Consider the following 26,877-nt stretch of genomic DNA (forward strand, 5'->3'; position numbering starts at 1 on the left):
GCGCGGTCGTCGGCCAGCAGCGCGGCCAGGAACTCCAGGGTCGACTCGGGCAGGATGATGGCGCCAGGGTAGGTTAGCAACGGAAGTCCTCGGTCAAGGTCACGGTGATTAGGCATCCTGTGATCTACCGAGGGCTTCTCTATTTCTCATGTCCGGACCGACAGCGTCCGGACAACTTCCGGCCTCCGGGTCGCCCGTCGGCGGCTCCTTCATGCGCGCGAGATGGAACGTTCCCACGATTCAGGCAAAGCAACTCTGAAAAGGCTCGATGCTCCGCGTAGCGGAACAGCCTGAGTTGGATCCTCAGGCCCGACCGTCCATTGTCCACCCGGCGGAATCGGGATGAGTGAGCCGGAGCAACAGCCGTACGAGGTTACCCGGCGAGATCTATTGTCTGAGATTCAGCGCCTTGCTCGGCCAGATAACCCCGCCGAACCCGGTTGGCGTCGGGCACAACGGCTCTACCTTGCCGCCCGTACTGGTTCGGATGGTAAGACTGCTGAAGGCGGTACCGGACCTTTTTGCGAGTCACGATTCGCGGCGGCATACGTGGCTAGAAGGTACGGCGGGGAAGGATACGTTATCCCGTTCACTCGTCTCTATCGCCGATAGCGATGATCGCCGAAAGAAGTTTCATCTAACTGAAGAGGAAGAATCCGATGCCCCCTACGAGCGAGACGCTGCGTACGCTGCTACGTGTCGAACTGGACTCGGCTCATCGCATCCTGCGAAACGCCAGTGTGAATCTGGCGGAGTACGGTTACAGTCTGCCGATCACGGATGCCGAATTGGCTCACTTTAGCCAAGAAACGCGCCGCGCACTGAGCATTGTGCAGGATCTGCGGGCGGCCGTAGATTCAATGCAGAGAGCCGGCTCATTTCCTCTTAGGGGACGTCCGGATGGCGAGATGTCACGGATTCTGGTGGACTTCGACGGTGCTACCGTCGATGGAGTGATTAGGTGTTCCATTGACGCTGTCCCCGCTCGGTTCCTTGCTACCCCCGAAGTGGTACTTCCGTGTGAAGATCGGAGAGGTAGAACCGCGCTCGCGCGGATTGCGCGGGTGGACGAACGGTTGTCCATGGTGTGGTTGAGGCTCGTCAATACGGGCCCGAGCCAATCGGAGGCCCCGACGAATCAGGTCCCTATTCGGGTGGAACAGCATCGCCGTTAGGGCTTGACTCTCGCTTTGTCGACGAAGGATGACGCTTACTGATGGACAATTTCGCGGCGATCGCTGTGGCAATTATGGATGCTCTAGCTGACGCTGACGCTGCCGAGAGCGAAGCGAACGGCGGCGAGGTAGCGCTGTATGTGACTTCCGGTCTCGAAGAGGCAGGTTTTCAGATCGTCCCCTGTGAGAAACTAGAGTCTGAGTAGCTCCAATTACGGCTACGGCGAAGCTGTGTGAGCGAGCGTCTAGCAAGCAAGGGGACTCGGAGGAAAAATGGATGCCGCGACTACCTTTTTCCATGCCGTTGGGTATCTCCGTGTACCTGGCGTCATAGGCTCGGAGGAGTGCGATAATCTTTGCGGGATTGCGGACCGCATCGGCGCGATCGCGCACGATGATCATGTGGTGAACCGGCCTGATTCGATGCGGATCAACCATGCCGTAGCAACGGATTCTGCGTTTCTCGCTGCTGCGACTTCCGATCCTCTTATTAGCAGGCTTGTTCCGATCATCGGATCGCATATCGAGCTGGTTGAGAACCGACACAATCATCTGAGTGTTTATCGTTCACCCCGGGTTGATCGACTACACAGAGATGTACTGCAATGGAGCCGAAGTATACTCACGGTCCTCGTTTATCTCTCGGACTGCACCGACCTTGAATCTGCTACAAGAGTGATCCCAGGAAGTCATCTCTGGCCGTCCACCGGCGCACCCAATAATGGAGGAACGTGGTTGGATCAATCGGCTGTTTATTCGATGCTTAGTGAACAAGCAGTGCCAGTCCCGGCGTCAGCAGGAGACGTCATCTTGATGCACGGACAGCTGTACCATGCGGGCGCTGGGGCGTCGGCTAGCGGGCCCCGTACCGTCCTGACTCTCGCGTATCGTAGTGTTGACGAACTATCCGCCGACGAATTTCAGCGGTATCGGCTGGTTAAGGGCCAGCGGATCTACCGTGGAAGAGAGGCCACATCGTGTCTAGCCTGCCCGACCTCGCTCCTCTAACGGACAGCGATTATGTAAGAGTTCTCGATCACCTGATATCCACAAGAGATAGACGGAAAGCGCTACTCGATTCGGGCAGAGATGATCTCGTGCGCTACCTTACCGAGAATGGGCACAACGCAGTATTGCCCCACGATCATCCAGAAGTGATGGCCGGGTATGGCCGTATCGAGTCGGATATGGTGATCGTAGATGCTCGTCTCAAAGACGATGAATCGGTTATAGCAAAGATGCGGCGTTTCGGCGAGCCCCTGCGTGTCATGCTCGACGTGTGGGGATATCGGCTTGTAGTGGCATCTGTGGAGGCCCTCGAAACCGCTGCTGGATGCTGCGCTGAACTTTGGCTGACGCCGGATCCTTCCGAACTTCTTCTCCGACACGGGGAACTTCAGTTCGCGCCATGGCGTGATTACCGTCGACGTGACCACGCCGGGCTATCCGCAGCAACGACGGAGCGATACGATCAGGCTATCCACCTAAACCGCAAGGCCCCTTTCGGTATTACTGAAATTCAAGTGATGACTTTTGACTTGTATCGTCGTGTACACTGCGACTCCTCTAGCGAGGATAGTCACGAGGTTTTTGTTGCACGACGCCAAGCGCTCTTGCGCGGCGATAACGAATGACGGGCGCGGTCGTTCTAGCTGCCGGACCGGGTAGTCGTTTAGGCGAGCTTGGTACCCGCATTCCAAAGACCATGATTCCGGTCGCTGGTAGGCCGTATCTTGAACATCTGGCAGGCCGATTGATCGGCGCCGGATTGCGGCCTGTCGTTGTGGCTATCCACCATCGCGCCGCCGTTATTTGCGATCACTTTTCAGGTCATCAATATTCGCGTCACCTCCGTTTCGTGTCTACTGGGCAGCGCGGTACTGGCTCAGACCTTCTAGAGTGCCTCCACGAATTAGCGGGAGAAGACTTCATTGTCTGGAACGGTGACACCATTGTTGATCTTGACTTAACGGACCTGCTCGCGCGGAGCGAGGGGCACGATGAAGGCGGGATAATCGTGCTTACCCGGCGTACGGACGCACCTAATCAGGGTGCATGGTATGTCGATGACGGCGGGTTAGTCATCGCGACGCTCGAAGCTTCACCGAAACCGGAGCCCCCACCCGTGTTCGCATGGAGAGGAAGTAGCACGGGCGTTCTCTGGCTAACAAAAAGCTTAATGAGTGAGTATCGGTCGGGACTCGCACTCGATCTTTACTCGACGATTCTTCCATCGCTCGCAAGTCGAGGGCTTCTGTGTGCCTACGACAATGGCATGCGATATTTTCTCGATTTCGGCACCCCGCGTGATCTATTTAGGATAGACGCCAATCAAGTCTCTTCCTGGATTGGATCTTGATTGGGAGGCTATCGCGGGATCGGGTAGTGAGACGAGGTGAGCGCCGATCCCCGTGCGCAGACATCAAGGGTACGGGGATGCGTGACCCGGGGGCACTTGGGGCCCAGCGACGTGTGTACAACCCGACTTGCAACGACCCGCTCGTTCTCGCCCACGCCCGGGCGCTGCTGACCGGCACCCCCGAAGGCCGCACCGTCTACCTCGACGCCGATGTACGCGATGTCGAGCGGATTCTGACCGCCCCGGAGCTGCGGGACACCCTCGACCGGTAGTTCTTCGACGGGGCGGCCAGGGTGTGGTCGCGGGTCGGGATGAGCGTGCCGTCCACGATCGCGATCTGGTCACGGGGGCGTCGTTTGGCCGGGGCCAGGGCCAGTAGCGGACCGATCATGTCGATCACCCGGTAGGCGGCCGAGTAGGACACCCCGAACAGCGGGGGCGATCTGGCACAGGGTCAGGTTCCTACGCTAGTAGGCCGCGACCAGCAGCACCCGGTCGGACAAGGGCAGCGCCCACGGGGCCGTCCCGGCCGCCCGTCAGCGATCCGGTCTCCGCCGGGCTGGGCGACGAGACGGACCAGCCGGCGGAACTGGGCCGGCTTCGACCCGGTGAACGGGAAGATCCACTGAGGGTCGGCAGCGGAGATGACCTGCACCCCAGCATGATCCACCAGCGCACCCGGGCCCCGGCATCCGGGTTACGAAACAGCCTTTAGCTCCAGTGGACAGTGAGGTCGTCGCGCCGCCCGAATCGTTCCAGATGCGCACCAACAACATTCTTGACTCGTTCGAGATCCCCGCTCGTGGGCGCGCTCGCGCGCAAGATGAGGGTCTCCTCGGTTGCGACAAGAAGGCACCTGCCACCGCCAAGTAGCAGGCTGGTGCCTTCGGGCCCCTCGACCGGCTCGGTTCGCCGCCCCAGATGCGACGCCAACTGCTTGACGTAGCGGGCGGCGGCCTGTGTCTTCACTGTGGCGTGCGCCTCCAGGGTGTCACTCATGGTCGCCTCCATGCGAGAGGAACTTAAACTGGCCTACGGCTCGGCATCCTACAGTTCGTTGCCCCAGAAATAGCGCGCGACCATTTCAACGAGCTGCAGCTTGGCGCGCTGGGTCGCGGCGCTCGGCGGCTGCCGCGCCGCGTGAAATCCTCCATTTGTTGAGATCGCGATGTTGTCAATGTCCACAATGGTGGCCGCGTCGTCGATCCGGCCGACCAGCTCTTCCACCGACTCCAACTCCGGATCGCTGACGTCGACGATGCCGAGGGAAACTACTGTGCTGGGGGGCAGCTCGCCGAGCGGGAAACGACGGCCAAGCTCGGCGGGGAATTCCACGCACAAGCGGTCGAATGGCAAACGAGCGCCGAAACGCCGAACCGCCGCGACATCGTAGCCGCCGCTGGCGGCGCCTGCGGTGGTGATGTCGAGCCCGACGCGGAATTCCGCCGGTGTCTCCAGCCCGGAGAGGACCTGCGCGTCCGCCTCCAGCATCCGGTCCATCGTCGACTCGGGATCGATGCCAAGCGCGCGTGCGTGTTCCCGCCCCGGCTCGGTGAGCAGGAAGGTGTAGGCGGGGTTGCGGAGCAGAACGTACCGAATGCCGTCGGCGGCCATGGCGGCGATCTCGTCGCGCAGGATCCGAGCTAGCTCCGCGCCGCTTGCCGACACGTCCACGGTCTGTGTAGTCAACTCGGCGAGGAAACCGGGCGACGCCAGTGCGACCAGGGTGGGACGGTCGGCGGACGCAAGGAGGAAGTCGGTCTCGTACTTGGTCAGCCGACCGCCTCCGGCAGGTGACCTGTCAAGCTGACGGATCTCCGGTGCGTGCAGGGGACCAACGAGGTCAGCAAGGGCCGCGCCGGGTTGCGGGGTCGCACCGAAACCCGCGATCGCGTCGTAGGTCACCGCCAGGTGATTGCGACGGCGGAACTCGCCGTCGCTCAACGCGGTCAGGCCGAGTCGTCGCTGCATGCGCAGGCCGTCGATGACGGCAGCCTCTTCGACGGCTCGCAGCCCGGCGTCGTCGAGGGTGTCGCGCAGGCGTGCGGCCCGGGCGTCGACCAGCTCCGGCGGAGGGACAAGGCTCGCATGATGATCGATGTGGTACTTGAAGTCGTCAGCCACGGGTACTCGTCTCCTTACGCGCTCCGGCCCAGGCGGGAAAGTCGACGGAGAAGCCTGCCGCGGTCACAACGGCTTCACAGATCTTCTGATCCTCGTCCGGGCTTCCACCAGAGATGCCGATACCACCCAGGATCACATCGTCCCGTTTGAGGGTATAGCCGCCCTTCGTCGCGACGATGGGGTGCTGGCCCATTCGACCGACCTGGGTAAAGAAGACGGGATCGGACTGACGCCAGTTCTCCAGCATCTCGGTCGGGCGCTGCATGACGGCCGCCGAATATGCCTTCGCAAGCGCGATGCTCGGAGTCATCGGCCGCGCACCATCCATACGCTCCACCAGCACGATGAAACCGCCGTAGTCGACGACAGCGATACTGAGCGCCTTGCCCAGTTCCCACGCGTGCTCGCGGGCGCCGTCAACCAGCACGCGGGCATCTTGGAACGAAAGCGTCATATCAACTCTCCCGCTGCCGAGAGGTCGTGTGCGTGCGCTTTTTCCAGGAAACGGATTAGTGCAGTGTTGAACAATTCCGGGGCCTCCCAGTACATCGAGTGCGGCGCTGTGGCGACGAGCTCCAGCGTCGCGCTCGGAATCAGCGCAGCCGCAGCCCGAACCGTGTCCGGGCGCAGCACCGCGTCGTTCTCCCCGGCCAGGAAGCAGAGGGGGATGCCGGACCCGACAACATCCTCGATGGTGGGCCCGTCGCTATTGAGGTTACGCAGGTCCGCCATTTTGGCGGTGTTGAAACTGCCCATCTGCTGGAACAGAAACGTTTTTGCCGGCTCATCCGTCTGGAAACGAGGCGTAAGCAGGCGATCCAGAACCGGCAGCTTCTCCGCGACAGCACGGTCTGCGCGCACCCGCGCGGCCAGGTCTGGATGGTCGATACCGCCGAGCGAGTGCGCGAGGACGACTCCGGCCGCGGACACCGGCGTGCGCAGGGCGGTCTTCAGCGCCGCGGCGGCGCCGATCGACTGCCCCACCAGCACCGCGGGACCAACCTCGGCCGCCGCGAGAACCGCGGCGATATCGTCAGGGAACGCCCGACTGTCGAATTCGTCCAGGGCCGAGGCCGAACGACCGAATCCGCGCAGGTCGAGCGTGACGACGGTGAAGCGGTCACGGAGCCGTGGCACCTGCTGCCACCAGGCGGCGTGGTGGCCACCCGAGCCGTGGACGAAAACAACGGCGGGTCCGGTGCCCTGCGCCTCGTAGTAGATCCGGACACCGTCCGTCGACGTTGTAAAGGGCATCGGTTACGCTCCCTTGCCGGACGGCCCGGGCGAGGGGGCGCCGCCCGGCCCCGGCCGCCTGCCGTGATGGACGATTTCGATCATCGTATGGTCTGGGTCATGTATATAGCAAAACTTGGAATTGTTCTCGGGTCGCTCGATGGTGCGAGTGCGCCGAACCCCGAGCTCTCCCAGATGTGCGAGGAAACCGTCCCAGTCCTCAACTTCGACTGCGAAGTGATAGGGGGACATGCGGTCCATCTCATCAACCGGGGTGAAGTGCAGGTCGAAATTCCCGCGGGTCATCAGTACGATTCTGGTGTTGCTCTTCGGAGTGATGGCCTTCAGGCCGAAGACCTTGGAGTACCACTCCTTGGTGCGTTCGGGATCAGTTGTGGGAAAATTGACATGATGGATGTAGGCAGGGCGATTACTCATAGTTGCTCCTCGGCCGTGGTGACCGACGCCTCGATCTCCACCGGGTTACTCAGTGTTCCGATCCCGGTGATCGTCACGCTCAGCGTCTTGCCGGGCTCCATCTCAACGACGGTTTCGGTTCCCATCCAGAGCACATCTCCTGGAACAAGGGTTATATAACGGGAGATCTCGCAGATGTAGTCGAAGGGGTCGAAGATCATGTCGCCGGTTGCGAACTCGGCGGCGGGCACGCCGTCCAGGTCGATAATCGTGCGGGAGGTCATCGGATCGATATCTGTTTCGATCCACGGCCCCATCGGCTTGAAGGTGTCGCTGTTCTTCGCGCGCCACAGGGTTCGGTCGCTTTTCTGCCAGGCCCGGGCGCTGACGTCGTTGCCTATGGTCCAGCCGAACACCGCGTCCACCGCCTCCTGCCGCGAGCACTGGCGCACCCGGCGGCCGATGACGGCGACCAGCTCGCCCTCCGCCTCGAACCGGCCCGTGCAGTCGGCGGGCCTGACGACCGGCGTGCCGTGTCCAACAAGCGCGCTGTTGGCCCGATATCCGATCTCCGGACGTTCGGGAATCACCGCCGCTGCCATCCCACGTTCGCGGGCATGCTGGATATGGCTGGCGTAGTTGAGACCCACGCAGAAGAACGTCGGCGGCACCACCGGCGGCAGGAAGTGCACACTCTCCAGGGGCAGTCGCTCGGCTCTCGGCCAAAAATCACCGAACGGACTGCCGTCCACAGGACACACCCCATCGCCGTCGATAAGGCCGTATCTGGGCCCGTCCGACCGTTGGAATCGACACCAGCGCATCAGATCGTCATCCGGTGGGAGACACGCTTGGTAACCAGATAACCGTCCAACCCCTCGGGGCCGCCCTCGCGGCCGTAGCCGCTCTCCTTGTACCCACCGGACGGGGCCTGTGGAACAGACCCACCCACATGGTTGATGGACAGAATGCCTGCCTCGAAGGAACGCGTGAGCTTGGCAGCGAGATCGGCCCGATACGTGAAACCGTATGCCGCGAGGCCGTAGGGCAGCGCGTTGGCCCGCGACAGCGCCTCGTCGAGATCGCCGAAACGGATCACTGGTGCCACCGGGCCGAATGGTTCCTCGCACAGCACCGCGGCGTCCTCGGGCACATCGGCGAGCACGGTGGGGGGATAGAAGAAGCCTGGACCGTCCGGAGTGTGACCACCGGTGGCCACAGTTGCACCCCGTTCACGGGCGTCGTCCACCAGCTGCCGCACCGCGTCACGACGGCGTTCGCTGGCCAGCGGGCCCATCTGGACCCCCGACCGCAGTCCATTGCCGAACGTGACGGCTTCGGCGGCTTTCACGAAAGCGTCCAAGAACTCGTCATGAATGCTGTCGTGCACGAAAAACCGACTCGGCGAGGTGCAGACCTGTCCGGCGTTCGCGAACTTGCCGCGAACACAGGAGGCCGCCGCGGCCGCAGGGTCGACGTCGGGGCAGACGATGACCGGGGCGTGCCCACCGAGCTCCATGATCGTGGGCTTCATCACCGCCGCGGCCAGTCCGGCGAGCCGCTTACCGACCGGTACCGACCCGGTGAAGGCGACGAAGCGGATGGTGGGGGACGCAATGAGATGTTCGGAGACCTCGCGCGGAACACCGAAGATCAGGTTGAGCACCCCCCGGGTAGGCCAGCGTCCTCGAAGCAGCGCGTCAACAGGCATGCGGTGGCCGGCACTTCCTCGGAGGCTTTGATCACGATGGAGCAGCCGGCGGAAAGCGCTGCGGCTATCTTGCGCATCGGGCTGCCCGCCGGAAAGTTCCATGGCGTGAAGGCCGCGACCGGCCCGACCGGTTCGCGTACGACGCTTAGCGTCTCCCCTGGGCTGGTAGGGATGATGCGCCCATAGGCACGCCGGCCCTCCTCGCAGTCCCAGTCGAGCAGCGTCGCGACCCTCTTTACCTCGCCGGTTGACTCCGGCAGCGCCTTGCCCTGCTCCAGGGTCATGACCCGCCCGATCTGGTCCGCGCGTTCGCGCAGCAGATCCGCGGCACGGTGCAGGATCGTGGAGCGCCGCTCCACGGGCATGTCCCGCCAGAGCGTGAAGCCGCGCGCGGCTGCCGCGAGAGCGGCGTCCAGGTCGGCTGCCTCCGCGAGCGGAACAGCTCCGAGTTCAAGCCCGGTAGCCGGGTTCACCACCGGCTCACGCCGGCTGCCGCCGCCTCCGGTCCACTGCCCGTCGATGTACATGGCGAGATCCGGGTACTCAGGCCGGGCCGGGTCGCCCTCTGTTCCCTGAGGCGTGACCGTCCGTGTCGTCATTCTCCGCTCTCCCTGTTGGTCTGCAGCGTCCAGAGGTGGTGTGGTGGGGTGACCTCGTGCACCCGGATGCCGTACGCCTCGTCGACCCGGTCCATGTCGGCGGCATATTCCACCCGGCCACCACACGGGGCATGGACGAAACGGAAGACATTCGACCCGACAGTGTGACGGCCGAGCCGCCGGGCTTCCCGCCAGCCGGCTTCGATCATCTGGTTGCCGCCGAGGATCACGTCATCAAAGCCACTGACCTCGTATGAGGTGTGGTTGACACCAGCACGGTCCGGGCGGTGGCAGAGCAGTAGCGTGTGCTGGTCGGCGTCTCCCTCGGCCCGCATGAATGTGCCCATCGACAACACCTGGTCCGTGATATGGAATCCGAGCCGGTCGCGATAGAACGCGACGGCATTCTCCCGGCCTTCTTTCGGAATATTCCAGGCCACATGGCATATACGCAATGGTCGCACTCGAATCGGCAGATTGACTGAGTGGTTCCATCTCTGCACGGCGCCGTGGCGGTTGAACGGTACGTCAGGAACCTCGGGTGCCTTCCGCGCGGCCACGGCGAGCCCCAGGCCGAATCCGGTCTCGTCGATGGTGTGCGCGACACCGTCAGCATCAACGGTGACGTGGCGGTCGGTGCGCAGATCCTCGATCAGCCGCTCGAGACTGCCTAGATCACTGACGCCCCACACGAGCTCTCGCAGTGTCGGTCCAGGTTCGAGGGGAGGCAGCAGGGTCGGGTCGCTGCTCAGGCGAAGCTCGACGACCTGGTTGCTCAGCGTCGTGAAGATCGCATATTCCTCGAACTGGTTCTCCAAGGTCAGGCCGAAATCCTCGAAGAACCTGATGCAGGTTGGCAGGTCATCGACCGCGTAGACGGCACGTTCGATACGCATGATCGTCACAGTGCTGTGCTCCTTGGTTGCACGGGCGGGGCGGTCCCACCTCATGCCTGTGTTGCGAGCGTATGACCAACTCGAACGCAGGACCAGCAGCCTGTTCGTGCGTCCGGCGAACTCTAATGATTCATCTATGGTCGGGTGTGCCCGGATGATCTGGCCTTATGATGGTCGCCGTGCTCCACCGGCCAGTCTGCTTCGACCTGACGCCGAACGGCCACCGTCAGTACCGGGTTCGTGGCACGTGGGTAGACAGTGCGCTGGCGGCACATCGCTCCCGGCCGGAGCAGCCGACCAGCGTTACTGCACAGTCATCGGATTTCGGGTGAACCAGGCGGTTATGTAGTCGAGAAAGACACGTACCTTGCGCAGGGTGTGCGCGCCGGGAGAATGCACCGCGTACAGAGACCGCGCGGGGCCGCTGTAGTCCTGGAGCGCGCGTTCGAGCAGCCCTTCCTGAATATCGGCGGAGACTGTCCGGACCGGCATCAAAGCGAGGCCACGACCCCGTACCGCCGCCTTGCGTAATGTCATGTAGCTGTTCGAGGAGTAGACGGCGGTCGGCACCCTGAAGTGAACCTCCTGTCCGACTCCGTGCAGATGCCAAATCGGGTCATTAATGTGTACCAGGCAATCATGTTCGGCGAGTTGGCGCGGGTCCTTCAGGGGTGGGCTGGCCGCAAGGTACCCCGGAGCCGCACAGAGGACGAACTCGATGTCGGCGAGCTTTCTAATCAACATCGTGGAGTCGCGCAGGTCCCTTGTGTGGAAGGCGACGTCGTATCCCTGGTCGAGGAAGTCGAAGGTCCGGTCGGACATACCTCCCACCTCGAACCGGACATGGATCTTCGGATGGTCGACAGCGAAGTCGGCGATCGCCTCGCCGAGGTCGAGATTGCCGATCCATTTGGGGCAGATGACCGCTAGAGGTCCTTCGGCCCGCTCCCGCAGTCCACGCAGCGCGGCGTCTTCGGCATCCAGCTCGTGGAGCATGCGGTCAGCGAAGTCACGGTAACGATGGCCCGCGGCCGTCAGGGTCACCGCCCGTGCCGTGCGGTTCACCAGTCGGATGTCAAGTTGCTTTTCCAACTCCGCCACATGCCGCGAGACAAGCGATCCGGACAGATTCAATCTACGCGCGGCGCGACTGAAGCTGCCTTCCTCGGCCACCCGGACGAAACTTCGCATGACGGTTATACGATCCACAGGACGTGTCCTTTCTTCCCGTGGCGGAACCGGGCACCGCGGTCATCCGGCCGGCCCCGACCACAGGGACCGGGCCTCGCCGGCCGCGGCAGGGACATGGGCTGCGGCCGGCGACATGAGTCCGTGGGAAGTGGCGCCCGCTCCGCTAGTCGGAGCCGGTGGCGACACCAGCCACGACACCGGTCGTAACACCGTTCTCCGCTCGCGACGACGGACGAAGTGCCCGGCGGGTTCCGGAGGCGAAGGTAGCGGTAATGATCGCATCTGTGGTGATGTCGCCGGTCAGCTCCTCCGCGACACGACCATCACGGAACACCAGGACCCGATCACAGAGCAGCGCAAGCTCGTTCTCGTCGGAACCCGCGACGAGGACGGTACATCCCTGGGCGGCTGCGGCCCGGACCGCCTCAACGATCGTGCGACGGGCTCCGACGTCCACGGCCTGCGTCGGTTCGTGCAGGATCAGGACCCGCGGTCGCATGGCCAACCACTTCGCGAGCAGCACCTTCTGCTGGTTGCCCCCGCTGAGTTTTCCCACCGGCATTGCGGAATCGGGAGGGCGGACGTCGAGGGCGTCGATCCAGCCCGCCACCAGAGACCGCTCAGCCCCGACGTTGACTGGCATCAGGGAACCACGGCGCCCGCGGGACAGCGGCAGCGCGATGTTCTCGGCGACCGAGATCTCGAACGCGAGGCCGGCGTGCTCTCTGCCCTCCGGCACGAGTACGAGGCCGGCCGCGATGGCGGTCTGGCAGTCGATCGTCGCCAGATCGAGGCTGACATCGCCCATCGTCAGTTGTCCGGCCCGAGCTCGGCGGGCACCGGCGACCAGATACGGAAGCTCGTCGTGCCCGGAGGCGGCCAGGCCGGTGACGCCCAGTACCTCTCTGGGCGCCATCCGGATGTCCACATCACGGACGATCTTGCCGGCCACACCCGTCAGCGTGATGGCCTTGTCAGCGGCCTGCGGCCCGGGCGGCGCCGCCCGGGCCGCAGGCCGGTCCAGCACCTGCAGCGTACGACCGAGTACGAGGTTCACCAGGTCGGCCTCGCAGAGCCCGGCGGTGGACAGGCCGGACTCCACCGCCGAGCCGTCCCGCAGCACGGTTACCCGGTCGGCGGCATCGCAGATCTCCTCGAGTCGGTGAGTGATCAGCAGGGCCGCCGTTCCTGTCGCCACAACCTCGTCGAGGAGCTCATAGAAGTGCTCCAGCGATTCCCGGGCCAGAGAGCGGGTCGACTCGTCGAAAATGACCACTCCCTTGCCCCGTCGCGCGTCCTGGATCGCGCGCGCTATCGCCACGGTAGCGCGGTCCTCCTCGGGTAACGAGCCGACCTTGGCGTCCAGGCGCACCGACCGACCGAAGCGGCTGAGTACCTCCTGTGCCTCGTCGATCTCGCGTTGCCAGTGGATCCGGCGGGTGTAGCGGCCGGCGCGAAGTCGCCCCATCCGGAGGTTTTCGACCACGGTGTGGTCGTTCACCAGGCCTAGGCTCTGATGCACCACGGCCAGGCCGTGGCTTCGGGCCTCAATCGGTCGGATGGGTAAGCGCAGGGGCACGCCGTCGACGAGGACCCGCGCGCCGGGGTCCGGGGCGTGGTAGCCCGTCAGGACCTTCGCGAGGGTCGACTTCCCGGAGCCGTTCTGACCGACCAGCCCGTGGATTTCGCCGGGACGCAGGTCCAGCGATACATCGTGCAGGGCACAGCTTCTACCGAAGGTCTTTGAGACTCGCTCAACCCGCAGTCGTAGCGGCTGGGTCGACTCGTCCGCGTCCGTTCCAGACGTCAGTGTCATCGTCGTCACCTCAGCTCAGTCCCCAGAGGGTCTTGAAGCGGGCCGGGAAGTCGGTCGGGCCGAACCACTCTCCGGAAGCCTCCGCCTGGCTGGTGATCGAGAGCTCCTTGACGTTCTCCCGGGTGAACAGGCGGATGGGGATCTCGTACTCGGGGAGAGTCTCGCCGAGCATCATCCGCAGTACCGCGTCCGCGTCGGCCCAGCCCTGGTAGGCCGAGGCCTGACCGACGTCCGCGTGCAGGAACTTCTCTGATTCGAGCATCTGCAGGCCGTTGATCTGGGCGGCCGTGGATGCGCCCTTGACCGAGGTGGCCTTGCCGGACTGCTGCACACCGGTGGATGTAGGCTGCAGATATTGCTCGAACTCGGAGATCACGTAGTTGACCCCGGGATTCGCCAGGATGGCCGAGCTCGTCGACGAAGCGATCAGCGGGAAGTTCGCCGAAGAAATCTTGTTCAGCGTCACTTTGCAGTCCGGGCAGTGCGCGCTGAACTCCTCCTGCGCGGTGGCAATGTAGGCCTGGGTCGACGGGGAGTCCGTGCTCGCGTTGATGACGACCTTCGCCTTGCCTCCGGAGTCGACGATAACCCAGTCGGCGATGGCCCTCAGCTGCGTCTTTCCGGCTCCCTCCAGATAGCCCAGCAGGGGGCCCGTTTTGTGCGCGGGATCGGGAATCTGATCCGTGATCAGGACCGGGATCTTCTTCGCCTGCGCCGCCGCGAAGCCGTTGGCGGCCAGGGCGTACGGGATCGAATCGGTGATGATGGCGCCCGCATTCGCGCCGACCGCCTGGTTGACGCACGCGGTGATGTCGGACGGGTTGGAGTTGCCGTTACAGATCTGCACCGTGAGACCCGCCGCGCCGAGCGCCGCTGTCAGCGTCCGGCCCGTCACGGCGAACTGTGGTGCCTGCTGTGTGATCGGAATGTAGAAGACTTTTTTGCCATGCAGTTCGTCGACCCTGCTGATCGGCTCCGTCGGGATCGGATTGCTCAGGTCCCGGTCGCTCAGGTCCGCAACCGTGGCGGCAAGGTCGCCGCCCGACACCGATCCGGTGCCAGCCCCTGGGGAGGTGGAGGAGTCGGTACCGTCCGCCGGATCCGAGGAGCCGCATGCGGCAAGTAACATTGTGCCGGCTAATATCGCCACGGAGACGCACTTTCGCTGTCTGTTGCGCCGCTTGGCCTGCTGCGGTGCGCTTCTCATGAACATCATCGATTGTCCCTCAATACTCACTCGCGGCTGTGACCGCGAGTCGGGGGCTAGTCACCTGGACCGGGCGTGCAGCAGAGTAGAAATCGTGACGGCGATCACGAGGACGCCACCGTAGAAGACGTTGGAGACCCATCCCGCGACCCCGAGCAGCTGGAGGCCCAGGATTCCGGTGGCGAGGAAGTAGACCGCGATGAGCGTTCCGAGCGGGTTGAAGCGCCCCGGCTGCAGAATCGCGGTACCGAGAAAGGTCGCGGCGAACGTCGGCAGAAGGTAGCTCTGGGAGACCGTCGGGTCGAACCCTCCGGTGGCGGCGGCGGCCAGCACCCCGCCGACACCGGTGATGCCTCCTGCGACCGTGAAGGCGCCGAAGCGTATGCGGTTGACTCTGATGCCCGCCAGCCTGCTCACCTCACGGTTCGCTCCAACGAACCGCATGTTCCGCCCGAGTGGCGTCATCATCAGTACGTAGGCGAAACCGACCATGAGAAGAATGCCTTCGTAGAAACTTATAGGTAATCCTACGATGTCTAGTAGCGAGGTTTTTGAGAAGCTGGTACTCAGCCCACTGATCGGCGTTAGGTTGCTGATCCAGAGCCCGATACCGAGCAGTAGGGTGCCCATCCCCAGCGTGACGACGATGGTGTTGACTCCGAGGTGGACGATCAGGAATCCGTTGACCGCGCCGCACAGTAGTGCGACGAGCACGGCCACCAGGCTCGCCGCCCAGACGTTCCAGCCGTGTTCGACGTTGAGGACAGGTACCAGGATCGCAGCCAGGCCGAAGACGGAGGCGACGGAGAGGTCGACGAACTCTCCGACGCAGATCGTGCACAGCAGTGCGGCGGTCAGGAAGACCAGCGCCTGCTGACTGCCGAATATCGTCTGGAACGTTCCGGAGGTCAGGAAGGTCTCGGGGACGGCAATCCCGTAGATAACCGCCAGGAGGAGCCAGACCCCTACCACGGCGAACCTGGCGCCGAACAGGCCGATCTCGTGACGTCGGCCCGGCCCTCCGCCATTGGCTGGCCCGCCGGCGGCCTGTGTGGATCGGACCGCCGGGGCCGGTCCGATCCGGTCACCGGCTGAGGACGACGCGATGTTCATACCGGTTCCGTCCGGCCCCCGTGGTGGCCGGCCGACTCTACCCGGGTGAAACCGTGGATGTCCGGGAACGGCTCGGGACGGCCCGGCTGCAGATCCACCTGGAACGTGTTGAGCAGCATGGCGAGCATTGAGAAGTTCCCCAGGCTGCCGATCAGGTCTACGAGCCCCTGATCACCGAAGGTTGCCAGCCCGGCGGCGAAGGTCTCGTCACTCACGAAGTGGTCCTCGAGGATCTCGGTCGCGAAGCGGTAGAGCAACTGCTCCTCGTCGTCCACGAAGCCGGGATCCTCCCGCCGCGCCAGCCGCTCCAGGCCCTCACGCGCCACGCCGGCGTCCACGGCCTTCTCGATGTGCGCGTTCCAGGAGTATTGTGCGTCGAAGTGCCGTGAGGCGATCAGCAGGCTGAGTTCCCGGAGCCTCAACGGCAGCGCGGACTCAAATCGGCAGAACGCACCGAGTGCCTCGACTCGCTCGCACAGCTCGGGACTGCGTAGCCACACCAGGAATGGGCCACGGGTACCGCCGCGACGGCTAGTGATACGTTCGCTGATCTCGGCCTGACGTGGTGAAAGTTGTTCGAGCGGAGCGAGTCGCACTGATGTCCTCCTCGGGGAAGCTGTCAGATGGTCGGCTGACCGTGGTAACAATGCTGAAATCCCGAGGCCATGTCCAGAGTCTGCGGATGACCAATCGGGAACTCGCTCGCAAGATTAGGATTCGGGATCCGTGAGCACGCGTCGTGGTCGACCCATCTAACCTCAGTCGAGAACGCACCGATCTGCCGGTGGACATCGAGGAGTCGTCATGACTATTATCAAGCTCAGCCAGGTCGTCCCGCTCGACCGGGGTGGCAGCGTCCGAACGCTACCACTTATCACCCGCGCCAGTGCCCGCGAACGGATTACTATCACCACGGGTATCAGCACGTATCCGGTCGGCACCGGAGCGCCCCTACACACCCACAACTGCGTCGAGCACGTGACGTTGCTGAGTGGCACCGCAGAGGTCGAGATCGACGGTAGCTGCACGGAGCTTGATCCCTACGATACCACGTATGTCGAGGCCGGTATCCCCCACCTGTTCCGCAACATCGGCGATGTTCCGATGACAATCTTGTGGGTTTACGACTCGGCCTACGTGACCCGTACCTTTGTGGCCACCGGTCGCACTGTCGAGCACCTGACCGACGACGACCGGATGGTCCAGGACTGAACCCGCTCCGACCTCGCAACGGCGCGAGGTCCCCACGAAGGACCGCACCCGTCTCAGTAAGTCACCTGGGCTACACCGTCACCAGGGATACGCGGACCCGGCCACGGCGCGCCCGCATCGCCGTGCCCAGTTCCGCGGGGACCTCCCCGGTCACTCAGAAAGCAGGCCCTCCGGAACCGGTGCACCGAGCGCGCTGGCCTGCTCACACAGCTTCCTGACCAGTGGGACGGGCAACGGGATGCCGGTGGTGAGACGGTCGGCGAAGGTGCGTGCGCCCCGCTCTCCCGGTATGAGGATCTCCTGCGAAGGATCGCTCGCCGGCAGCTGCTTGATCGCGTCCACAGTGTCGTCGACCACCGCCCGGAACTGGTCGACAGGAGTGAACGCGGAAATGTCGACCGCAAGCAACACCGCGTTCTGGCGATGCCGTCGGCCCTCGGGCTTTCCGCTGTGGAAACTACTGACGATCGGATTGGCCGTCAGGCCGCTGGCCAACAGCTCGAAGACCAGGGACATCCCGGCTCCCTTGGCACCACCCATCGAGAGGGGAATCGCCGCCTCGGCAGGGTCAACCGTCGGTCGACCGTCCTTCGAGAGCGCTGCGCCTTCGGGTAGTGGGCGGCCACTGGCCTTGTGCTGAGCGATCCGGCCCAGCGCGATGACGGCGGTCGCCATGTCCAGCAGAACGATAGGGTGCCGGCCCGCGGGCACTGCCACGGACAGCGGGCTGGTCGCCACCCCGGCGACAGGGCTGCCGGTGTAGGCCATGTTAGGTACGCCGGCCACAATGCCGAGGCCTGCCATGCCGTACTGCGCAGCACACTCGGTGTAGTACCCGATCGCACCGGTGTGCACCGTGCCACGGACGGCAACCCAAGCCACGCCACTCGACCGCGCCATGCTCACCGCCTGGTGCATCGCCAGCGACAGCGCCACCGGACCAGGCGCGGCATCCGCGTCGATCACCGCGAGGGCGGACCGCAGCTCCTCGACGACGATCTCGGGCCGGGGATTCGCCTCGCCCTTGTCGAACAGTTCCAGATAGCGCGGCACGCGGGAAACTCCGTGGGAATCGACACCACGCAGGTTCGCCCAGACCAACACGTCCGAGACCGTGTCGGCGTGCTCGCGGCTGGTTCCCGCCGCGACGAAGATGTCGCTGACCAGGGTGCGCAGTGTTTTGTCCGGCACGGCTGTGCGAGGAGCGGGCATTGCTAACCTCCGTGAGAGGGGGCGGCGGCGGGAGCTAGCGGGAAAGCTGGACATCGACGAGCGCGGTGACTCCGGCGTTCACGCTGGCGAGCGCATGCTCGAGCGCGGGGCGCAGCTCGTCGGCCCGGGTGACGGTGAGGCCGACCATCCCGAAGGGCACGACCAGTTCCGCCAGGTCAGGCTGGTCGGAAAGGTTGACGCCGCGGAAGTCGTCCCCCGCGACCGCGGCACCGTCCGGATAGAAGCGCAGGTGATTCAGCTTCATCGAACGGTACTGCCGGTTGTTGAAGACGACGATCAGTAGCGGCAGGCCCAGGTTGCGCGACGCGGCGAGGGACTGGACCACCGGGTTGTACAGCAGTGAACCATCACCGATGGTGAGCGCGACCTCGCGGTCCGGGTCCGCCAGCTTGACCCCGAGCGCCACGCCGAGGCCCTGGCCCAGCCCACCCTGGACGTAGCTGTACCGACCGGGTTCCTCCGCGCGAAGATGTTCGGCGACGATCCGGCTGTGCGTGATCGTCTCGTCGACGACAGCCGCCCGCGGATCAAGTAGATCGCGTAGCTGCTCGACGACGAGCGCCGCGTCCAGCGTGTCTCCAGGGAGGGCGGCCCGCACCGGCACCGTGGCCCGCACCGGCACCCTCGCGGCGATCTCGGTCTGACGGTCGGAAACCCGCTGCTCGTCGACCCCGACCGCCTTGATTTTGGAGGCGAGTGCCCGCAGCGTCGGACCGACGTCGCCCTCCAGGTACTGGTCGGCGCCGAGGATCTGGTAGTCGACGTACGGGCGGTGCGGTACGTCGTCGATCACCAGCACGCCGGTGTCGGCCGGGCGGTTGCTGGGCGGGTACCACGGTGCTCGGCAGCAGACCAGCACGATCAGATCCGCGTCGGCGAAGAGCGTGGTTCCGTCGCCGCCGGCGTGTAGGTCGTGGGTACGTGGGAAGTTGCTGCACACCGCCGACTGCGGTTCGATCACCGGGACGGACAGCTGCTCGGCGAGATCCACCAGCGCGGCGAATCCGTCCGGATGCCGGCCGGCCGACTCTGTGACGATGACGGGACGTTCGGCGGCGATGAGTCGACGCGCTGCCTCCTCAAGTTCCTCGTCCGCGCTGACCCGGCGGCCGGGAGGTGCCACGGGCCGGACCGCCGTCGGCGTGGGAGTCCAGGGTTCGAGGAGCACTTCGACCGGCACGTTGAGGTAGACGGGGCCGGCGGGGGCCCGGCGGGCGATCTCGGCGGCGCGGACGACCGAACCGTAGAGCGTGGAGGCGGTGCCGACCTGTGTGGACCACTTGACGAACGGTGCGGCCACCGCCTGGGGACCGCCGACGATCGACAGGTTCCGGTACCACTGGGAACCCGGGTCGGTCTCGCCCTCTCCATAGGTGAGCGATTCGGCCGAGCAGACGACCATTCCGACATTGGCGAGCAGGGCCCCGTGAATGCCGCAGGCGCCCTGGAGCAGCCCTGGCACCGCATGCAGCAGGACCAGCTGGGGTCGCCCGGTTACCAGCCCGTATCCGGTGGCCATCGCCACGGCCAGTGTCTCGTGCATGAGGTCGAGGTAGCGCGGACCGTCCGTCCCGTCCCTCGCCTGCCGCGCCAGCGCCTCCCAGACGGGCGCCCACTCCGACCCTGGCGAGGAGAAGATGACATCGACCCCGAGGCTTCGGCAGGCTTCGATGATCGCCTCGCCGCCGTCGATGCGGTCGGTCATGGCGTGGTCTCCGCGGCAACCGGGGCCGGCCAGCCAAGGCACTCGGAGATACCCCGCCCCATGATCCACTCAAGTTCTTCGGCGGTGAAGCCGAAGCTTTCGGTGAACTGCGAGATCGTGTCCTCGTAGGTCAGCCCGTGGCCCATCAGTCGGGTGAGGTCCGTGCCCCAGAAGCAGCGCTGCGGCCCCATCGCGTCGACCATCTCCCGGACGTACTTCGCGAGGTTCAGGTTCGGGAACGGCTGGGTCGAGTAGCCCGGGATCGCCGAGACCTTCACGTAAATGTTCGGGTGCTTGTGCAGGTCCGCGGTCTCCTTGACCCAGTAGCCGATGGCGTCGTCGACACACCGCGCCATGATTCCCATATGGTCGATGATGATGCGCAGCTCGGGGTACCTGGCCGCGATCGCGCCCAGCTCGGTCTTCCAGATCGGCGCGTGCACCATCGTCCGGATTCCGAGTTCCTCGGCGAGGGGCCAGTACCAGTCGTTCGTCCCGTCGATCATCCAGTTGCGGTCGATGGGGCGGTGAAAGGTCAGCCGGGTGCCCTTGATGTGTGGGTTCTGTACGAAGTCACGCATCATCGCCGCGCCTTCGGCCGGCTTGTTCTGCGGAATCCGCGCCATGATTCCGAAACGTTCCGGATGCGTTTCGCATGCCTCGAGGGCGTAGTCGATGCGGTCGCCCTCCCAGGACGGTGGCAGGATCAGCGCACGGTCGACGCCGGCCGCGTCCATCAGCCTGAGCGCCTCTTCGTAGCTGAACGCCTCCTCGCGGTGCCCGTTGAGTCGGATCCGCTCACGCGCGCCGGGGATCCACGGCCGGTCGGGCGTCTCGTCCCGCCAGATGTGGATCTGTGAGTCGACGATGAACATGTCGGCGGTCCTCATTTCGGAGTAGGTACTGGGACAGAGGAATACAGGAAAGAATTCAGGAGGCCTGGTGGGCGGCCATACGGTCGACGACATGCTCGGCGATGGCGAGCGAGGAGGTCGCGGCCGGCGACGGAGCGTTCCGGATCGCGATCACCGGTCCGAGATGGCTGATCCGGAAGTCGTCGACGAGAGTGCCCTCGGCGTCGACAGCCTGCGCACGCACCCCCGCGGGGGCCCGGACGACGTCCCGGACCCGCAGCTGGGGCACGTATTCGCGGGCGGCCGAGACGAACACGCGGGTGGACAGGGAACCGCGCATCTCATGGACGCCGGCGCGCCAGTGCTGGCGGAACAGCTTCCGGGCGCCCGGCCATCGCAGCACGCCACCGATATCGCGCAGGCTCACGTCCCGGCGCCGGTAACCTTCCCGTGCCATCGCCAGCACGGCGTTCGGGCCGATGTCGACGCTGCCGTCGACACGCGGGGTGAGGTGCACGCCGAGAAAGGGATAGGCCGGATCCGGGACCGGATACACCAGGCCGCGGACGAGACCGGCCCGCTCGGGAACAAGCCGGTAGTACTCGCCGCGAAACGGCACGATCGCGGGCCCGGCCTCGTCACCGGCAAGCCGCGCGACGGTGTCGGACTGGAGCCCGGCGCACACCACGACCCGGTCCAGCCGGTGGCGGTGCTCCCCGGCCTGGACGGCGATCCCGTCCGCGCCACTCGGCGCGAGGGCGGTGACCGCCGCGCCGAGGACCAGGCGCCCACCGGCCGCGACGATGTCATCAGCCATGGCCCGGGCGATCGCCCGGTAGTCGACGATGGCGGTGGTCGGCGAGTGCAGGGCGGCCAGCCCGGTGACGTTCGGCTCCAGTTCCCGCAGCGCGACGGAGTCGAGCCAGCGGACCCTGGGCACCCCATTGCGGTGCGCACGGGTCTCGATGTCGCGTAGCCGCAGCATCTCCTCCGCGTTGCGGGCCACCACGACCTTACCGATCTCCCGAAACTCAAGCTCGTGTTCGCCGCAGAACTCGCGGAGCAGTTCCACCCCTCGCCGGCACAGCGTCGCCTTCAACGACCCCGGTTGGTAGTAGAGCCCCGCGTGGACGACACCCGAGTTGTGCCCGGACTGATGGGTGGCCAGATCGTCTTCCTTCTCGAACACGGTGACGTCGTTGCCGAGCTGAGCGAGCCGCCGGCCGATCGAGAGACCGACCAGACCGGCTCCGACCACACCCACCCGGTGCCTCGACACCCCGGTCATGACGTGGTGTCGAAACGGATCGCGACGGTCTTGACCCTGGAGTAGAAGCGCAGGCCCTCCAGGCCCTGCTCCTTGACCGTCGACCCGCCCGAATCCCCGAAGCCGCCGAACGGCATGTGCACGTCCCAACCCGAGGTCGGCAGGTTGACCGACACCTGGCCCGTGTCCACCCGGTCCACGAACGCGTACGACTGGGCCAGATCGCGGGTGAACACCGAAGCCGCCAGGCCGTAGGCGGAGTCGTTGACAGCCCGGACCGCCTCATCGAATCCGTCCACCACACGCACCGCCACCACCGGTCCGAACACCTCGTCACGCCAGATGCTCATCGACGGGTCCACATCGGTGACAACCGTCGGGGTGACGAAGCAGCCGTGGGACAGCGGTTCGTCGGACGGCGCGGCCCCGCCGAAGGCGATTGTGGCTCCCTGCGACCTGGCCCGCTCGACGTGCGCCAACACGTCGACCTGGTGACGGCGGCTCACCAGCGGACCCATCGTCGACGCGGGATCATCGCCGGCGCCCAGGCGGACCGCGGCCGCCGCGTTCACCAGAGCGGCCACGAACTCGTCCGCGATCTTCCTGTCGACCACGACACGGCTGGTAGCAGTGCAGCGCTGGCCGGTCTGCCCGAACGACGCGGCGGCGACCGTCGACACCGCGAGGTCCAGGTCGGCGTCCGCCAGCACCACGGAAGCGTTCTTGCCGCCCAGCTCGGCCTGCACCCGCACATTCCGATCAGCCAAGCGTCGCCTGAGGACGCGCCCGATCGCCGTGCTGCCGGTGAACGACACCGCGGCCAGTCGCGGGTCGTCGAGGAGGGCCGCCTCGATCACGGAGATGCGGCCGACGGCAAGCCCGAGCACTCCCGCCGGAAGGCCCGCGTCGTGCAGCGATCGGGCAAGGTGGACGGCCACCAGCGGCGTCTCCGACGCGGGCTTCAGCACCACGGCGTTGCCGGCGATCAGCGCGGGGGCGGCCTTACGGGCCGGTGTCAGCAACGGGTCGTTCCACGGAGTGATCAGACATACGACCCCGAGCGGCTCGTTGCGCACACTCGTCTGGGTGCCCGGGCGCCCGTCCGCGATGAGCTGCCCGTACGGCTGCCTCGCCAGGCTCGCGTAGTAGTCGAAGAAGTCCGCGGACTTGACGACCTCGACCGTGGCCTCGGCGCGTGTCTTGCCCATCTCGGCGACCAGGTCCGCAGCGATCTCGTCCCGACGCCTGCGCAGATCAGCCGCCGCGTCGACCAGCACCCGAGCCCGCTCGAGCAGCGGGGTGGCGCGCCACCGCTGTGCACCCTTCGCTGCCGCGTCATACAACTCGGTGATCTCGCCAGCCGACATCGCCGGCACCCGGCCGACGATCCTACGCACGTCCGCCGGATCGACGACGTCGATGCAGGCGTCCTCGGCAGGCATCCGCCACTGCCCGTCAACGAGCCGCGGCACCGCCTTTGGTCGCATCAGCTACCGACCGTCCTTTCGAATCATCGAACTGGGCCGACCGGCCCCCGAAGCAATCAACCCGATCGTAGGAGGTCAGCTCAGCACCCTGAACCACAAAAAGCCGCAAGCTTAGATGTACGAACGACCGCCTGATCCTCGGCCGTGTCCGCGGCCAACCGACGCCATAATGGTCAGGACCATTGCGGAACTCACGACCGGAGTCCCCATGACATTCGTGGTAATCGCACACTACCGAGCCCTTCCGGGTGCCGAGGATCAGGTCGCCGGATCCCTCGGACGCATGACCGCACCCAGCCGAGCCGAACCCGGAAATCTCGCATACAACGTCTGTCGATCGCCAGCCGACGCCACCGTCTTCGCGATCTATGAGGAATACGTCGATGAAGCCGCCTTCATCGCGCACACGTCATCCGATCATTTCGCGCGTTGGCTACGGGCGGAAGTACTGCCCAGACTCCAGGAACGCCACCGCCACGACCTGGTTCCCCTGGCCCGCGACGAGCCGGCCGGCGAGGTACCAGCCAAGGGTGCGGCCCCGATCGGCCGCTGACCGAGCTACCGAGTGGGAACCACGTTTCCACAGAGCTCCTTTGCCGCGAGGTCGAACGCGGTCCCCGTTTCGTTGACCCGGACGAAGTTGAGGCAGCTTTGCGGTCGACCGTCGTGCGCACCGAGATCGATCGGTTTGATCAGGCCGCCCGCGTCATAGCCCTTCATCGCGGTCAGCGCTTCGATGATGGCCTCGCGGGTGGGGCAGCGACCGGCGGCCTGCAGTGCGCTCAGGAACATATCGGTCTGGATGTAGGAACGGATCGCGAACTCCTGCTCCGGAAATCTGACCTGTGGAGCGTAGCGGGCGATCGCGGTCATGTACCGTGCGACCGCCGGCCCGCCCGCCTCCAACGGCGTGAAATAAAGCATGATCGAGGTACCCGCCAACTCCGGCCCGAACCGCTCCAGCAGCGCGGCGTCGTATCCGGCAGCGGAAAGTGTGACCTTGAGAGGCACGCCGCCGCTCCGTGTCGCGCCGAGGATCTCGGCGAGCGCGGGCGGGTCTATGACCCCGATCAGGACGTCTGCTCTCGAAGCGCTCAGCATCGCTGCGATCCGCTGCGGGCTGTCCGTGGCCGCCGCGTACTCGACGGTGCCCACGTGGGTGACACCGACCGCCTGTATGCCGCGAACGAGGCGGTCCGCGTAGGCCGCCGCGGAGTCGAGGTTGTTCGGAATGACGATCAGGGCCCGGGTCCCGCCGTTTATCTGGATGTACCGGCCCCAGGTGTCGACCGCGCCGCTACTCATACGCGCGAACGTGAACATGTTGTCGTATTGCGACCAGACCGGCTCAGCGTCCATACCCGTGACAGGAACACGCTGCTCAGCCAGGTAGGAGGCCGACCCCGTCATCGTGACGCTGGCAGTCACCAGGCCCACGACGCCCACGTTCTCGACGAGGTCTCGGACGACACCCCGGTTCATCTCGGCCGACATCTCGTCATTACGCCATTCATAAACAATCTTCCTACCGTTGATCCCACCACCCTCGTTGGCCAGGCCAATGCGTCCCTCCAAACCAGCTCGCGCCGCGGAGAAGGCCTCGGCATCGACTCCGGTGTCCGGATAGACGAAACCGATCTTCACCTCATTCCCAGTGACCCCGGGCACGTTGCAGCTCTCGGCCCCCGCGGCTTGTTCTCCACCTGTCCCGAAACACGCCGCCACCGGCACAAGAAACAGTACCGGTACAGCATATTTCAGCCTCCGCGCAGCCTTCAGAGACGCGCCGTAGCAGGTTCCACGCGCACGGCTACCCGACTTTCGCGATACAGCGACCACCGTTGTCCAACTTCTGGATTTTAACCCGGCTGTCGTCAGATTCGGACGCAGGGATAACGGCATGGCAGCCTCTTTTTCGGCGTATCGACCTTAACGGGAGGTGACTGCCCCACATGTCAAGCAGCGCGCACACCCCTCGACGATCGTCTGATTGCTTCGGGATTCCAGTAACCATGGCGTGATATCGGTCGCATGTCCAGCGCCCACTCGGCCAGGATCGCGAACTCGTTTGCAAGATTAGATTTCGGGATGCGCGGGATCCCATCTCGCCGCTGCCCGCACCTGGGTGCGTCCCAGATCTCCGGTAGATACAGTTTGACTGTCAGATGTGTCATGGAGGTCGATAGTTGGGAAAACTGGCGGCACGCTTGCCAAATATTTTCGGGTCGTACCGTGCACATCCGACATCTGGCCGGTCGGCCACGCGCGGAACGGGATTCACCACCGGTCCAGGCGCTCGGAAAAGCCTCGATCGCGACGGCACGGCCCTCACTGGTCGTGGCCGCCCCTCCAGACCCAGGCTCGGGGCAACCAAGTACTACAGCCCCAGTGATCGCAGTGTGGTCTCTCTTCGCGGATGCGGCGTGGCGTGTGGCGTGGGGCGGCCACCGCGTGATTCTCCGTAGTCTGTGAGAACAAAAGAAGAAGCCGCGGCGGCCGCGGCACGTAGCGTATCCGGGATGGACGTGGCGGTGTGGGAGGCGGGGCTGGAGGAGCTATTCGGCCGGGTGGCGGACTGTTTCCGGTCTGATCAGCCGCGTACGCAGGCGCGGGCCCATGTGGCAGGGTTGTTGTCTCGGACGGAACGGAAGAACGGGTGGACGCTCGCGGAGTTCCCCGTGAGGCCGGGCCGCAGAAGATGCAGCGTTTGTTGAACGAGTACGCCTGGGACGCCCACGCGATGCGTGACGTCGTCCAGTCGTATGTGGTGGAGAACCTGACCGAGCCGGATGGGGTCCTGGTTGGGCGCCGTTGCATTGGGTGGAGGCGGGGCGTGGTGGAGCCGTCTCGGGCGGGCGGTCAGATGGCCAGGGTGAGCTCGGTGAAGGCAGCCGTCAGCCGGTTCCGGAGGTCGGCATCGACGCCCAGTTCGTAGTGGCCGCGGCGGATGTTCTGCACGAACGCGTGCCCGGAGCCGACGATCTGTGCGGAGCGGAGGCCTTTCAGGCCGCGCATCGGCCGTAGTCGTGCCTTGAACCGGCCGTGGTCGGCCTCGATCGGATTGTTCGCGTACTGGTCGTCGACGTGATGAGCGGCGGGGAGCTGTTCGTCGAGGACTCGTGGGTAGGAGGCGGCCCGGTCGGTGGTCACCTCGACGGGCCGCCGGCCGTGGGACAGTGCACGGGTAAAGAACCGGCGGGCCGCGGCGAGATCCCGCTTCTCGGAGGCCAGCACGTCGATGACCTGGCCGAACTGGTCGACGGCCCGGTACAGATAGG

25 protein-coding genes and 4 pseudogenes are annotated in these 26,877 nt (G+C 65.0%); 8 read left to right on the forward strand and 21 right to left on the reverse strand.

What is annotated here, in order from left to right:
• Positions 1 to 1,216 precede the first annotated feature (1,216 nt).
• The 5 genes and pseudogenes from B056_RS43210 to B056_RS41220 form a co-directional block, all read left to right on the forward strand.
• Complete coding sequence (locus B056_RS43210) at positions 1,217 to 1,381, forward strand: hypothetical protein (RefSeq protein WP_154677308.1); 165 nt, start codon at positions 1,217 to 1,219, stop codon at positions 1,379 to 1,381.
• Positions 1,382 to 1,448: 67 nt separating this feature from the next.
• Positions 1,449 to 2,183: a phytanoyl-CoA dioxygenase family protein gene (locus tag B056_RS46260; protein WP_076784799.1), complete on the forward strand. Its 735-nt coding sequence runs from the start codon at positions 1,449 to 1,451 to the stop codon at positions 2,181 to 2,183.
• An 89-nt stretch (positions 2,184 to 2,272) separates the two neighbouring features.
• Complete coding sequence (locus tag B056_RS43215) at positions 2,273 to 2,809, forward strand: nucleotidyltransferase family protein (RefSeq protein WP_154677309.1); 537 nt, start codon at positions 2,273 to 2,275, stop codon at positions 2,807 to 2,809.
• Positions 2,806 to 3,534 carry a nucleotidyltransferase family protein gene (locus B056_RS41215; protein WP_076784800.1) on the forward strand — a complete coding sequence of 243 codons (729 nt, stop codon included), beginning with the start codon at positions 2,806 to 2,808 and terminating at the stop codon, positions 3,532 to 3,534. Before B056_RS43215 ends, B056_RS41215 begins: the two co-directional genes overlap by 4 nt.
• Positions 3,535 to 3,665: 131 nt before the next feature.
• Positions 3,666 to 3,800, forward strand: a pseudogene (locus tag B056_RS41220) (SAM-dependent methyltransferase); the annotation flags it as partial.
• Here B056_RS41220 and B056_RS41225 read toward each other — a convergent pair.
• From B056_RS41225 to B056_RS0129430, 14 genes and pseudogenes are all read right to left on the reverse strand, one after another.
• Positions 3,800 to 4,189: pseudogene (locus B056_RS41225) on the reverse strand (helix-turn-helix domain-containing protein); the annotation flags it as partial. The pseudogenes B056_RS41220 and B056_RS41225 sit on opposite strands and share 1 nt — an antisense overlap.
• A 56-nt stretch (positions 4,190 to 4,245) precedes the next feature.
• On the reverse strand, positions 4,246 to 4,533 hold the full coding sequence (locus B056_RS0129370; RefSeq protein ID WP_035753217.1) for a DUF2218 domain-containing protein: 288 nt from the start codon (positions 4,531 to 4,533) through the stop codon (positions 4,246 to 4,248).
• Positions 4,534 to 4,581: 48 nt separating this feature from the next.
• The gene (locus B056_RS0129375; RefSeq protein WP_018505419.1) at positions 4,582 to 5,658 is read right to left on the reverse strand and encodes a uroporphyrinogen decarboxylase/cobalamine-independent methonine synthase family protein; all 1,077 of its coding nucleotides are present in this window, start codon (positions 5,656 to 5,658) and stop codon (positions 4,582 to 4,584) included.
• Positions 5,651 to 6,112 (reverse strand): GlcG/HbpS family heme-binding protein, encoded by a 462-nt coding sequence (locus B056_RS0129380; protein ID WP_018505420.1) that lies wholly within the window; start codon positions 6,110 to 6,112, stop codon positions 5,651 to 5,653. Before B056_RS0129380 ends, B056_RS0129375 begins: the two co-directional genes overlap by 8 nt.
• Entirely contained in the window at positions 6,109 to 6,912 is an 804-nt protein-coding gene (locus B056_RS0129385) for an alpha/beta fold hydrolase (RefSeq protein ID WP_018505421.1), read from the reverse strand. The genes B056_RS0129380 and B056_RS0129385 overlap by 4 nt, the downstream gene beginning before the upstream one ends.
• Positions 6,913 to 6,915: 3 nt before the next feature.
• Entirely contained in the window at positions 6,916 to 7,329 is a 414-nt protein-coding gene (locus tag B056_RS38440; RefSeq protein ID WP_018505422.1) for a VOC family protein, read from the reverse strand.
• On the reverse strand, positions 7,326 to 8,132 hold the full coding sequence (locus B056_RS0129395; RefSeq protein WP_035753211.1) for a fumarylacetoacetate hydrolase family protein: 807 nt from the start codon (positions 8,130 to 8,132) through the stop codon (positions 7,326 to 7,328). Before B056_RS0129395 ends, B056_RS38440 begins: the two co-directional genes overlap by 4 nt.
• Positions 8,132 to 9,618: pseudogene (locus B056_RS46265) on the reverse strand (NAD-dependent succinate-semialdehyde dehydrogenase). The gene B056_RS0129395 and the pseudogene B056_RS46265 overlap by 1 nt, the downstream one beginning before the upstream one ends.
• Positions 9,615 to 10,523, reverse strand: a complete 909-nt coding sequence (locus B056_RS0129405) for a VOC family protein (protein ID WP_018505424.1) — start codon at positions 10,521 to 10,523, stop codon at positions 9,615 to 9,617. Before B056_RS0129405 ends, B056_RS46265 begins: the two are co-directional and overlap by 4 nt.
• Positions 10,524 to 10,817: 294 nt before the next feature.
• Positions 10,818 to 11,723 carry a LysR family transcriptional regulator gene (locus B056_RS0129410; protein WP_026240274.1) on the reverse strand — a complete coding sequence of 302 codons (906 nt, stop codon included), beginning with the start codon at positions 11,721 to 11,723 and terminating at the stop codon, positions 10,818 to 10,820.
• Between the two features lie 145 nt (positions 11,724 to 11,868).
• Complete coding sequence (locus B056_RS0129415) at positions 11,869 to 13,521, reverse strand: sugar ABC transporter ATP-binding protein (RefSeq protein WP_018505426.1); 1,653 nt, start codon at positions 13,519 to 13,521, stop codon at positions 11,869 to 11,871.
• A gap of 10 nt (positions 13,522 to 13,531) precedes the next feature.
• Complete coding sequence (locus B056_RS0129420; RefSeq protein ID WP_063826675.1) at positions 13,532 to 14,737, reverse strand: substrate-binding domain-containing protein; 1,206 nt, start codon at positions 14,735 to 14,737, stop codon at positions 13,532 to 13,534.
• A gap of 51 nt (positions 14,738 to 14,788) precedes the next feature.
• A complete protein-coding gene (locus B056_RS0129425) occupies positions 14,789 to 15,841 on the reverse strand; it encodes an ABC transporter permease (protein ID WP_018505428.1) in 1,053 nt (350 codons plus the stop codon).
• Entirely contained in the window at positions 15,838 to 16,437 is a 600-nt protein-coding gene (locus tag B056_RS0129430; protein WP_026240276.1) for a carboxymuconolactone decarboxylase family protein, read from the reverse strand. The genes B056_RS0129425 and B056_RS0129430 overlap by 4 nt, the downstream gene beginning before the upstream one ends.
• Positions 16,438 to 16,645: 208 nt before the next feature.
• On the opposite strand from B056_RS0129430, the gene B056_RS0129435 reads away from it, so the two are divergent.
• Positions 16,646 to 17,053: a cupin domain-containing protein gene (locus tag B056_RS0129435; RefSeq protein ID WP_018505430.1), complete on the forward strand. Its 408-nt coding sequence runs from the start codon at positions 16,646 to 16,648 to the stop codon at positions 17,051 to 17,053.
• 150 nt (positions 17,054 to 17,203) lie between these two features.
• Here the strand turns inward: B056_RS0129435 and B056_RS0129440 are convergent, their stop codons facing one another.
• Genes B056_RS0129440 through B056_RS0129460 form a run of 5 tightly spaced genes read right to left on the reverse strand, consistent with a single transcriptional unit; the run spans position 17,204 to position 23,599 of the window.
• Positions 17,204 to 18,265, reverse strand: a complete 1,062-nt coding sequence (locus B056_RS0129440) for an Ldh family oxidoreductase (RefSeq protein ID WP_035753214.1) — start codon at positions 18,263 to 18,265, stop codon at positions 17,204 to 17,206.
• Positions 18,266 to 18,299: 34 nt separating this feature from the next.
• Positions 18,300 to 19,991: a thiamine pyrophosphate-dependent enzyme gene (locus B056_RS0129445; RefSeq protein ID WP_018505432.1), complete on the reverse strand. Its 1,692-nt coding sequence runs from the start codon at positions 19,989 to 19,991 to the stop codon at positions 18,300 to 18,302.
• Positions 19,988 to 20,866: an amidohydrolase family protein gene (locus tag B056_RS0129450; protein ID WP_018505433.1), complete on the reverse strand. Its 879-nt coding sequence runs from the start codon at positions 20,864 to 20,866 to the stop codon at positions 19,988 to 19,990. Before B056_RS0129450 ends, B056_RS0129445 begins: the two co-directional genes overlap by 4 nt.
• 55 nt (positions 20,867 to 20,921) lie before the next feature.
• A complete protein-coding gene (lhgO, locus tag B056_RS0129455) occupies positions 20,922 to 22,133 on the reverse strand; it encodes an L-2-hydroxyglutarate oxidase (RefSeq protein ID WP_020572774.1) in 1,212 nt (403 codons plus the stop codon).
• Positions 22,130 to 23,599: an aldehyde dehydrogenase family protein gene (locus B056_RS0129460; protein ID WP_084647271.1), complete on the reverse strand. Its 1,470-nt coding sequence runs from the start codon at positions 23,597 to 23,599 to the stop codon at positions 22,130 to 22,132. Before B056_RS0129460 ends, lhgO begins: the two co-directional genes overlap by 4 nt.
• A 208-nt stretch (positions 23,600 to 23,807) precedes the next feature.
• Here B056_RS0129460 and B056_RS0129465 point away from each other — a divergent pair, with 208 nt between their 5' ends.
• On the forward strand, positions 23,808 to 24,152 hold the full coding sequence (locus tag B056_RS0129465; protein ID WP_026240279.1) for a putative quinol monooxygenase: 345 nt from the start codon (positions 23,808 to 23,810) through the stop codon (positions 24,150 to 24,152).
• Between the two features lie 5 nt (positions 24,153 to 24,157).
• On the opposite strand, the gene B056_RS0129470 is transcribed toward B056_RS0129465, so the two are convergent.
• Complete coding sequence (locus tag B056_RS0129470; RefSeq protein ID WP_230203256.1) at positions 24,158 to 25,243, reverse strand: ABC transporter substrate-binding protein; 1,086 nt, start codon at positions 25,241 to 25,243, stop codon at positions 24,158 to 24,160.
• 881 nt (positions 25,244 to 26,124) lie between these two features.
• Here B056_RS0129470 and B056_RS42180 point away from each other — a divergent pair.
• Positions 26,125 to 26,402: pseudogene (locus tag B056_RS42180) on the forward strand (IS701 family transposase); the annotation flags it as partial.
• A 56-nt stretch (positions 26,403 to 26,458) separates the two neighbouring features.
• On the opposite strand, the gene B056_RS38450 reads toward B056_RS42180, so the two are convergent.
• Positions 26,459 to 26,877 (reverse strand): DDE-type integrase/transposase/recombinase (locus B056_RS38450; RefSeq protein ID WP_018505438.1); only part of this gene is annotated, 419 nt, incomplete at its 5' end.

It is taken from the genome of Parafrankia discariae, from assembly GCF_000373365.1.
Classification (GTDB): domain Bacteria; phylum Actinomycetota; class Actinomycetes; order Frankiales; family Frankiaceae; genus Parafrankia; species Parafrankia discariae.

Excerpts from the sequence above, each read along its gene's own strand:
- B056_RS0129450 (WP_018505433.1), bottom strand. The coding sequence starts at position 20,866 with ATGTTCATCGTCGACTCACAGATCCACATCTGGCGGGACGAGACGCCC.
- B056_RS0129465 (WP_026240279.1), top strand. The coding sequence starts at position 23,808 with ATGACATTCGTGGTAATCGCACACTACCGAGCCCTTCCGGGTGCCGAG.
- B056_RS0129425 (WP_018505428.1), bottom strand. The coding sequence starts at position 15,841 with ATGAACATCGCGTCGTCCTCAGCCGGTGACCGGATCGGACCGGCCCCG.
- B056_RS0129385 (WP_018505421.1), bottom strand. The coding sequence starts at position 6,912 with ATGCCCTTTACAACGTCGACGGACGGTGTCCGGATCTACTACGAGGCG.
- B056_RS0129415 (WP_018505426.1), bottom strand. The coding sequence starts at position 13,521 with ATGACACTGACGTCTGGAACGGACGCGGACGAGTCGACCCAGCCGCTA.
- B056_RS0129420 (WP_063826675.1), bottom strand. The coding sequence starts at position 14,737 with ATGATGTTCATGAGAAGCGCACCGCAGCAGGCCAAGCGGCGCAACAGA.
- B056_RS0129435 (WP_018505430.1), top strand. The coding sequence starts at position 16,646 with ATGACTATTATCAAGCTCAGCCAGGTCGTCCCGCTCGACCGGGGTGGC.
- B056_RS38440 (WP_018505422.1), bottom strand. The coding sequence starts at position 7,329 with ATGAGTAATCGCCCTGCCTACATCCATCATGTCAATTTTCCCACAACT.
- lhgO (WP_020572774.1), bottom strand. The coding sequence starts at position 22,133 with ATGACCGGGGTGTCGAGGCACCGGGTGGGTGTGGTCGGAGCCGGTCTG.
- B056_RS0129370 (WP_035753217.1), bottom strand. The coding sequence starts at position 4,533 with ATGAGTGACACCCTGGAGGCGCACGCCACAGTGAAGACACAGGCCGCC.
- B056_RS0129445 (WP_018505432.1), bottom strand. The coding sequence starts at position 19,991 with ATGACCGACCGCATCGACGGCGGCGAGGCGATCATCGAAGCCTGCCGA.
- B056_RS43210 (WP_154677308.1), top strand. The coding sequence starts at position 1,217 with ATGGACAATTTCGCGGCGATCGCTGTGGCAATTATGGATGCTCTAGCT.
- B056_RS0129380 (WP_018505420.1), bottom strand. The coding sequence starts at position 6,112 with ATGACGCTTTCGTTCCAAGATGCCCGCGTGCTGGTTGACGGCGCCCGC.
- B056_RS0129440 (WP_035753214.1), bottom strand. The coding sequence starts at position 18,265 with ATGCCCGCTCCTCGCACAGCCGTGCCGGACAAAACACTGCGCACCCTG.
- B056_RS0129395 (WP_035753211.1), bottom strand. The coding sequence starts at position 8,132 with ATGCGCTGGTGTCGATTCCAACGGTCGGACGGGCCCAGATACGGCCTT.
- B056_RS0129460 (WP_084647271.1), bottom strand. The coding sequence starts at position 23,599 with ATGCGACCAAAGGCGGTGCCGCGGCTCGTTGACGGGCAGTGGCGGATG.
- B056_RS46260 (WP_076784799.1), top strand. The coding sequence starts at position 1,449 with ATGGATGCCGCGACTACCTTTTTCCATGCCGTTGGGTATCTCCGTGTA.
- B056_RS41215 (WP_076784800.1), top strand. The coding sequence starts at position 2,806 with ATGACGGGCGCGGTCGTTCTAGCTGCCGGACCGGGTAGTCGTTTAGGC.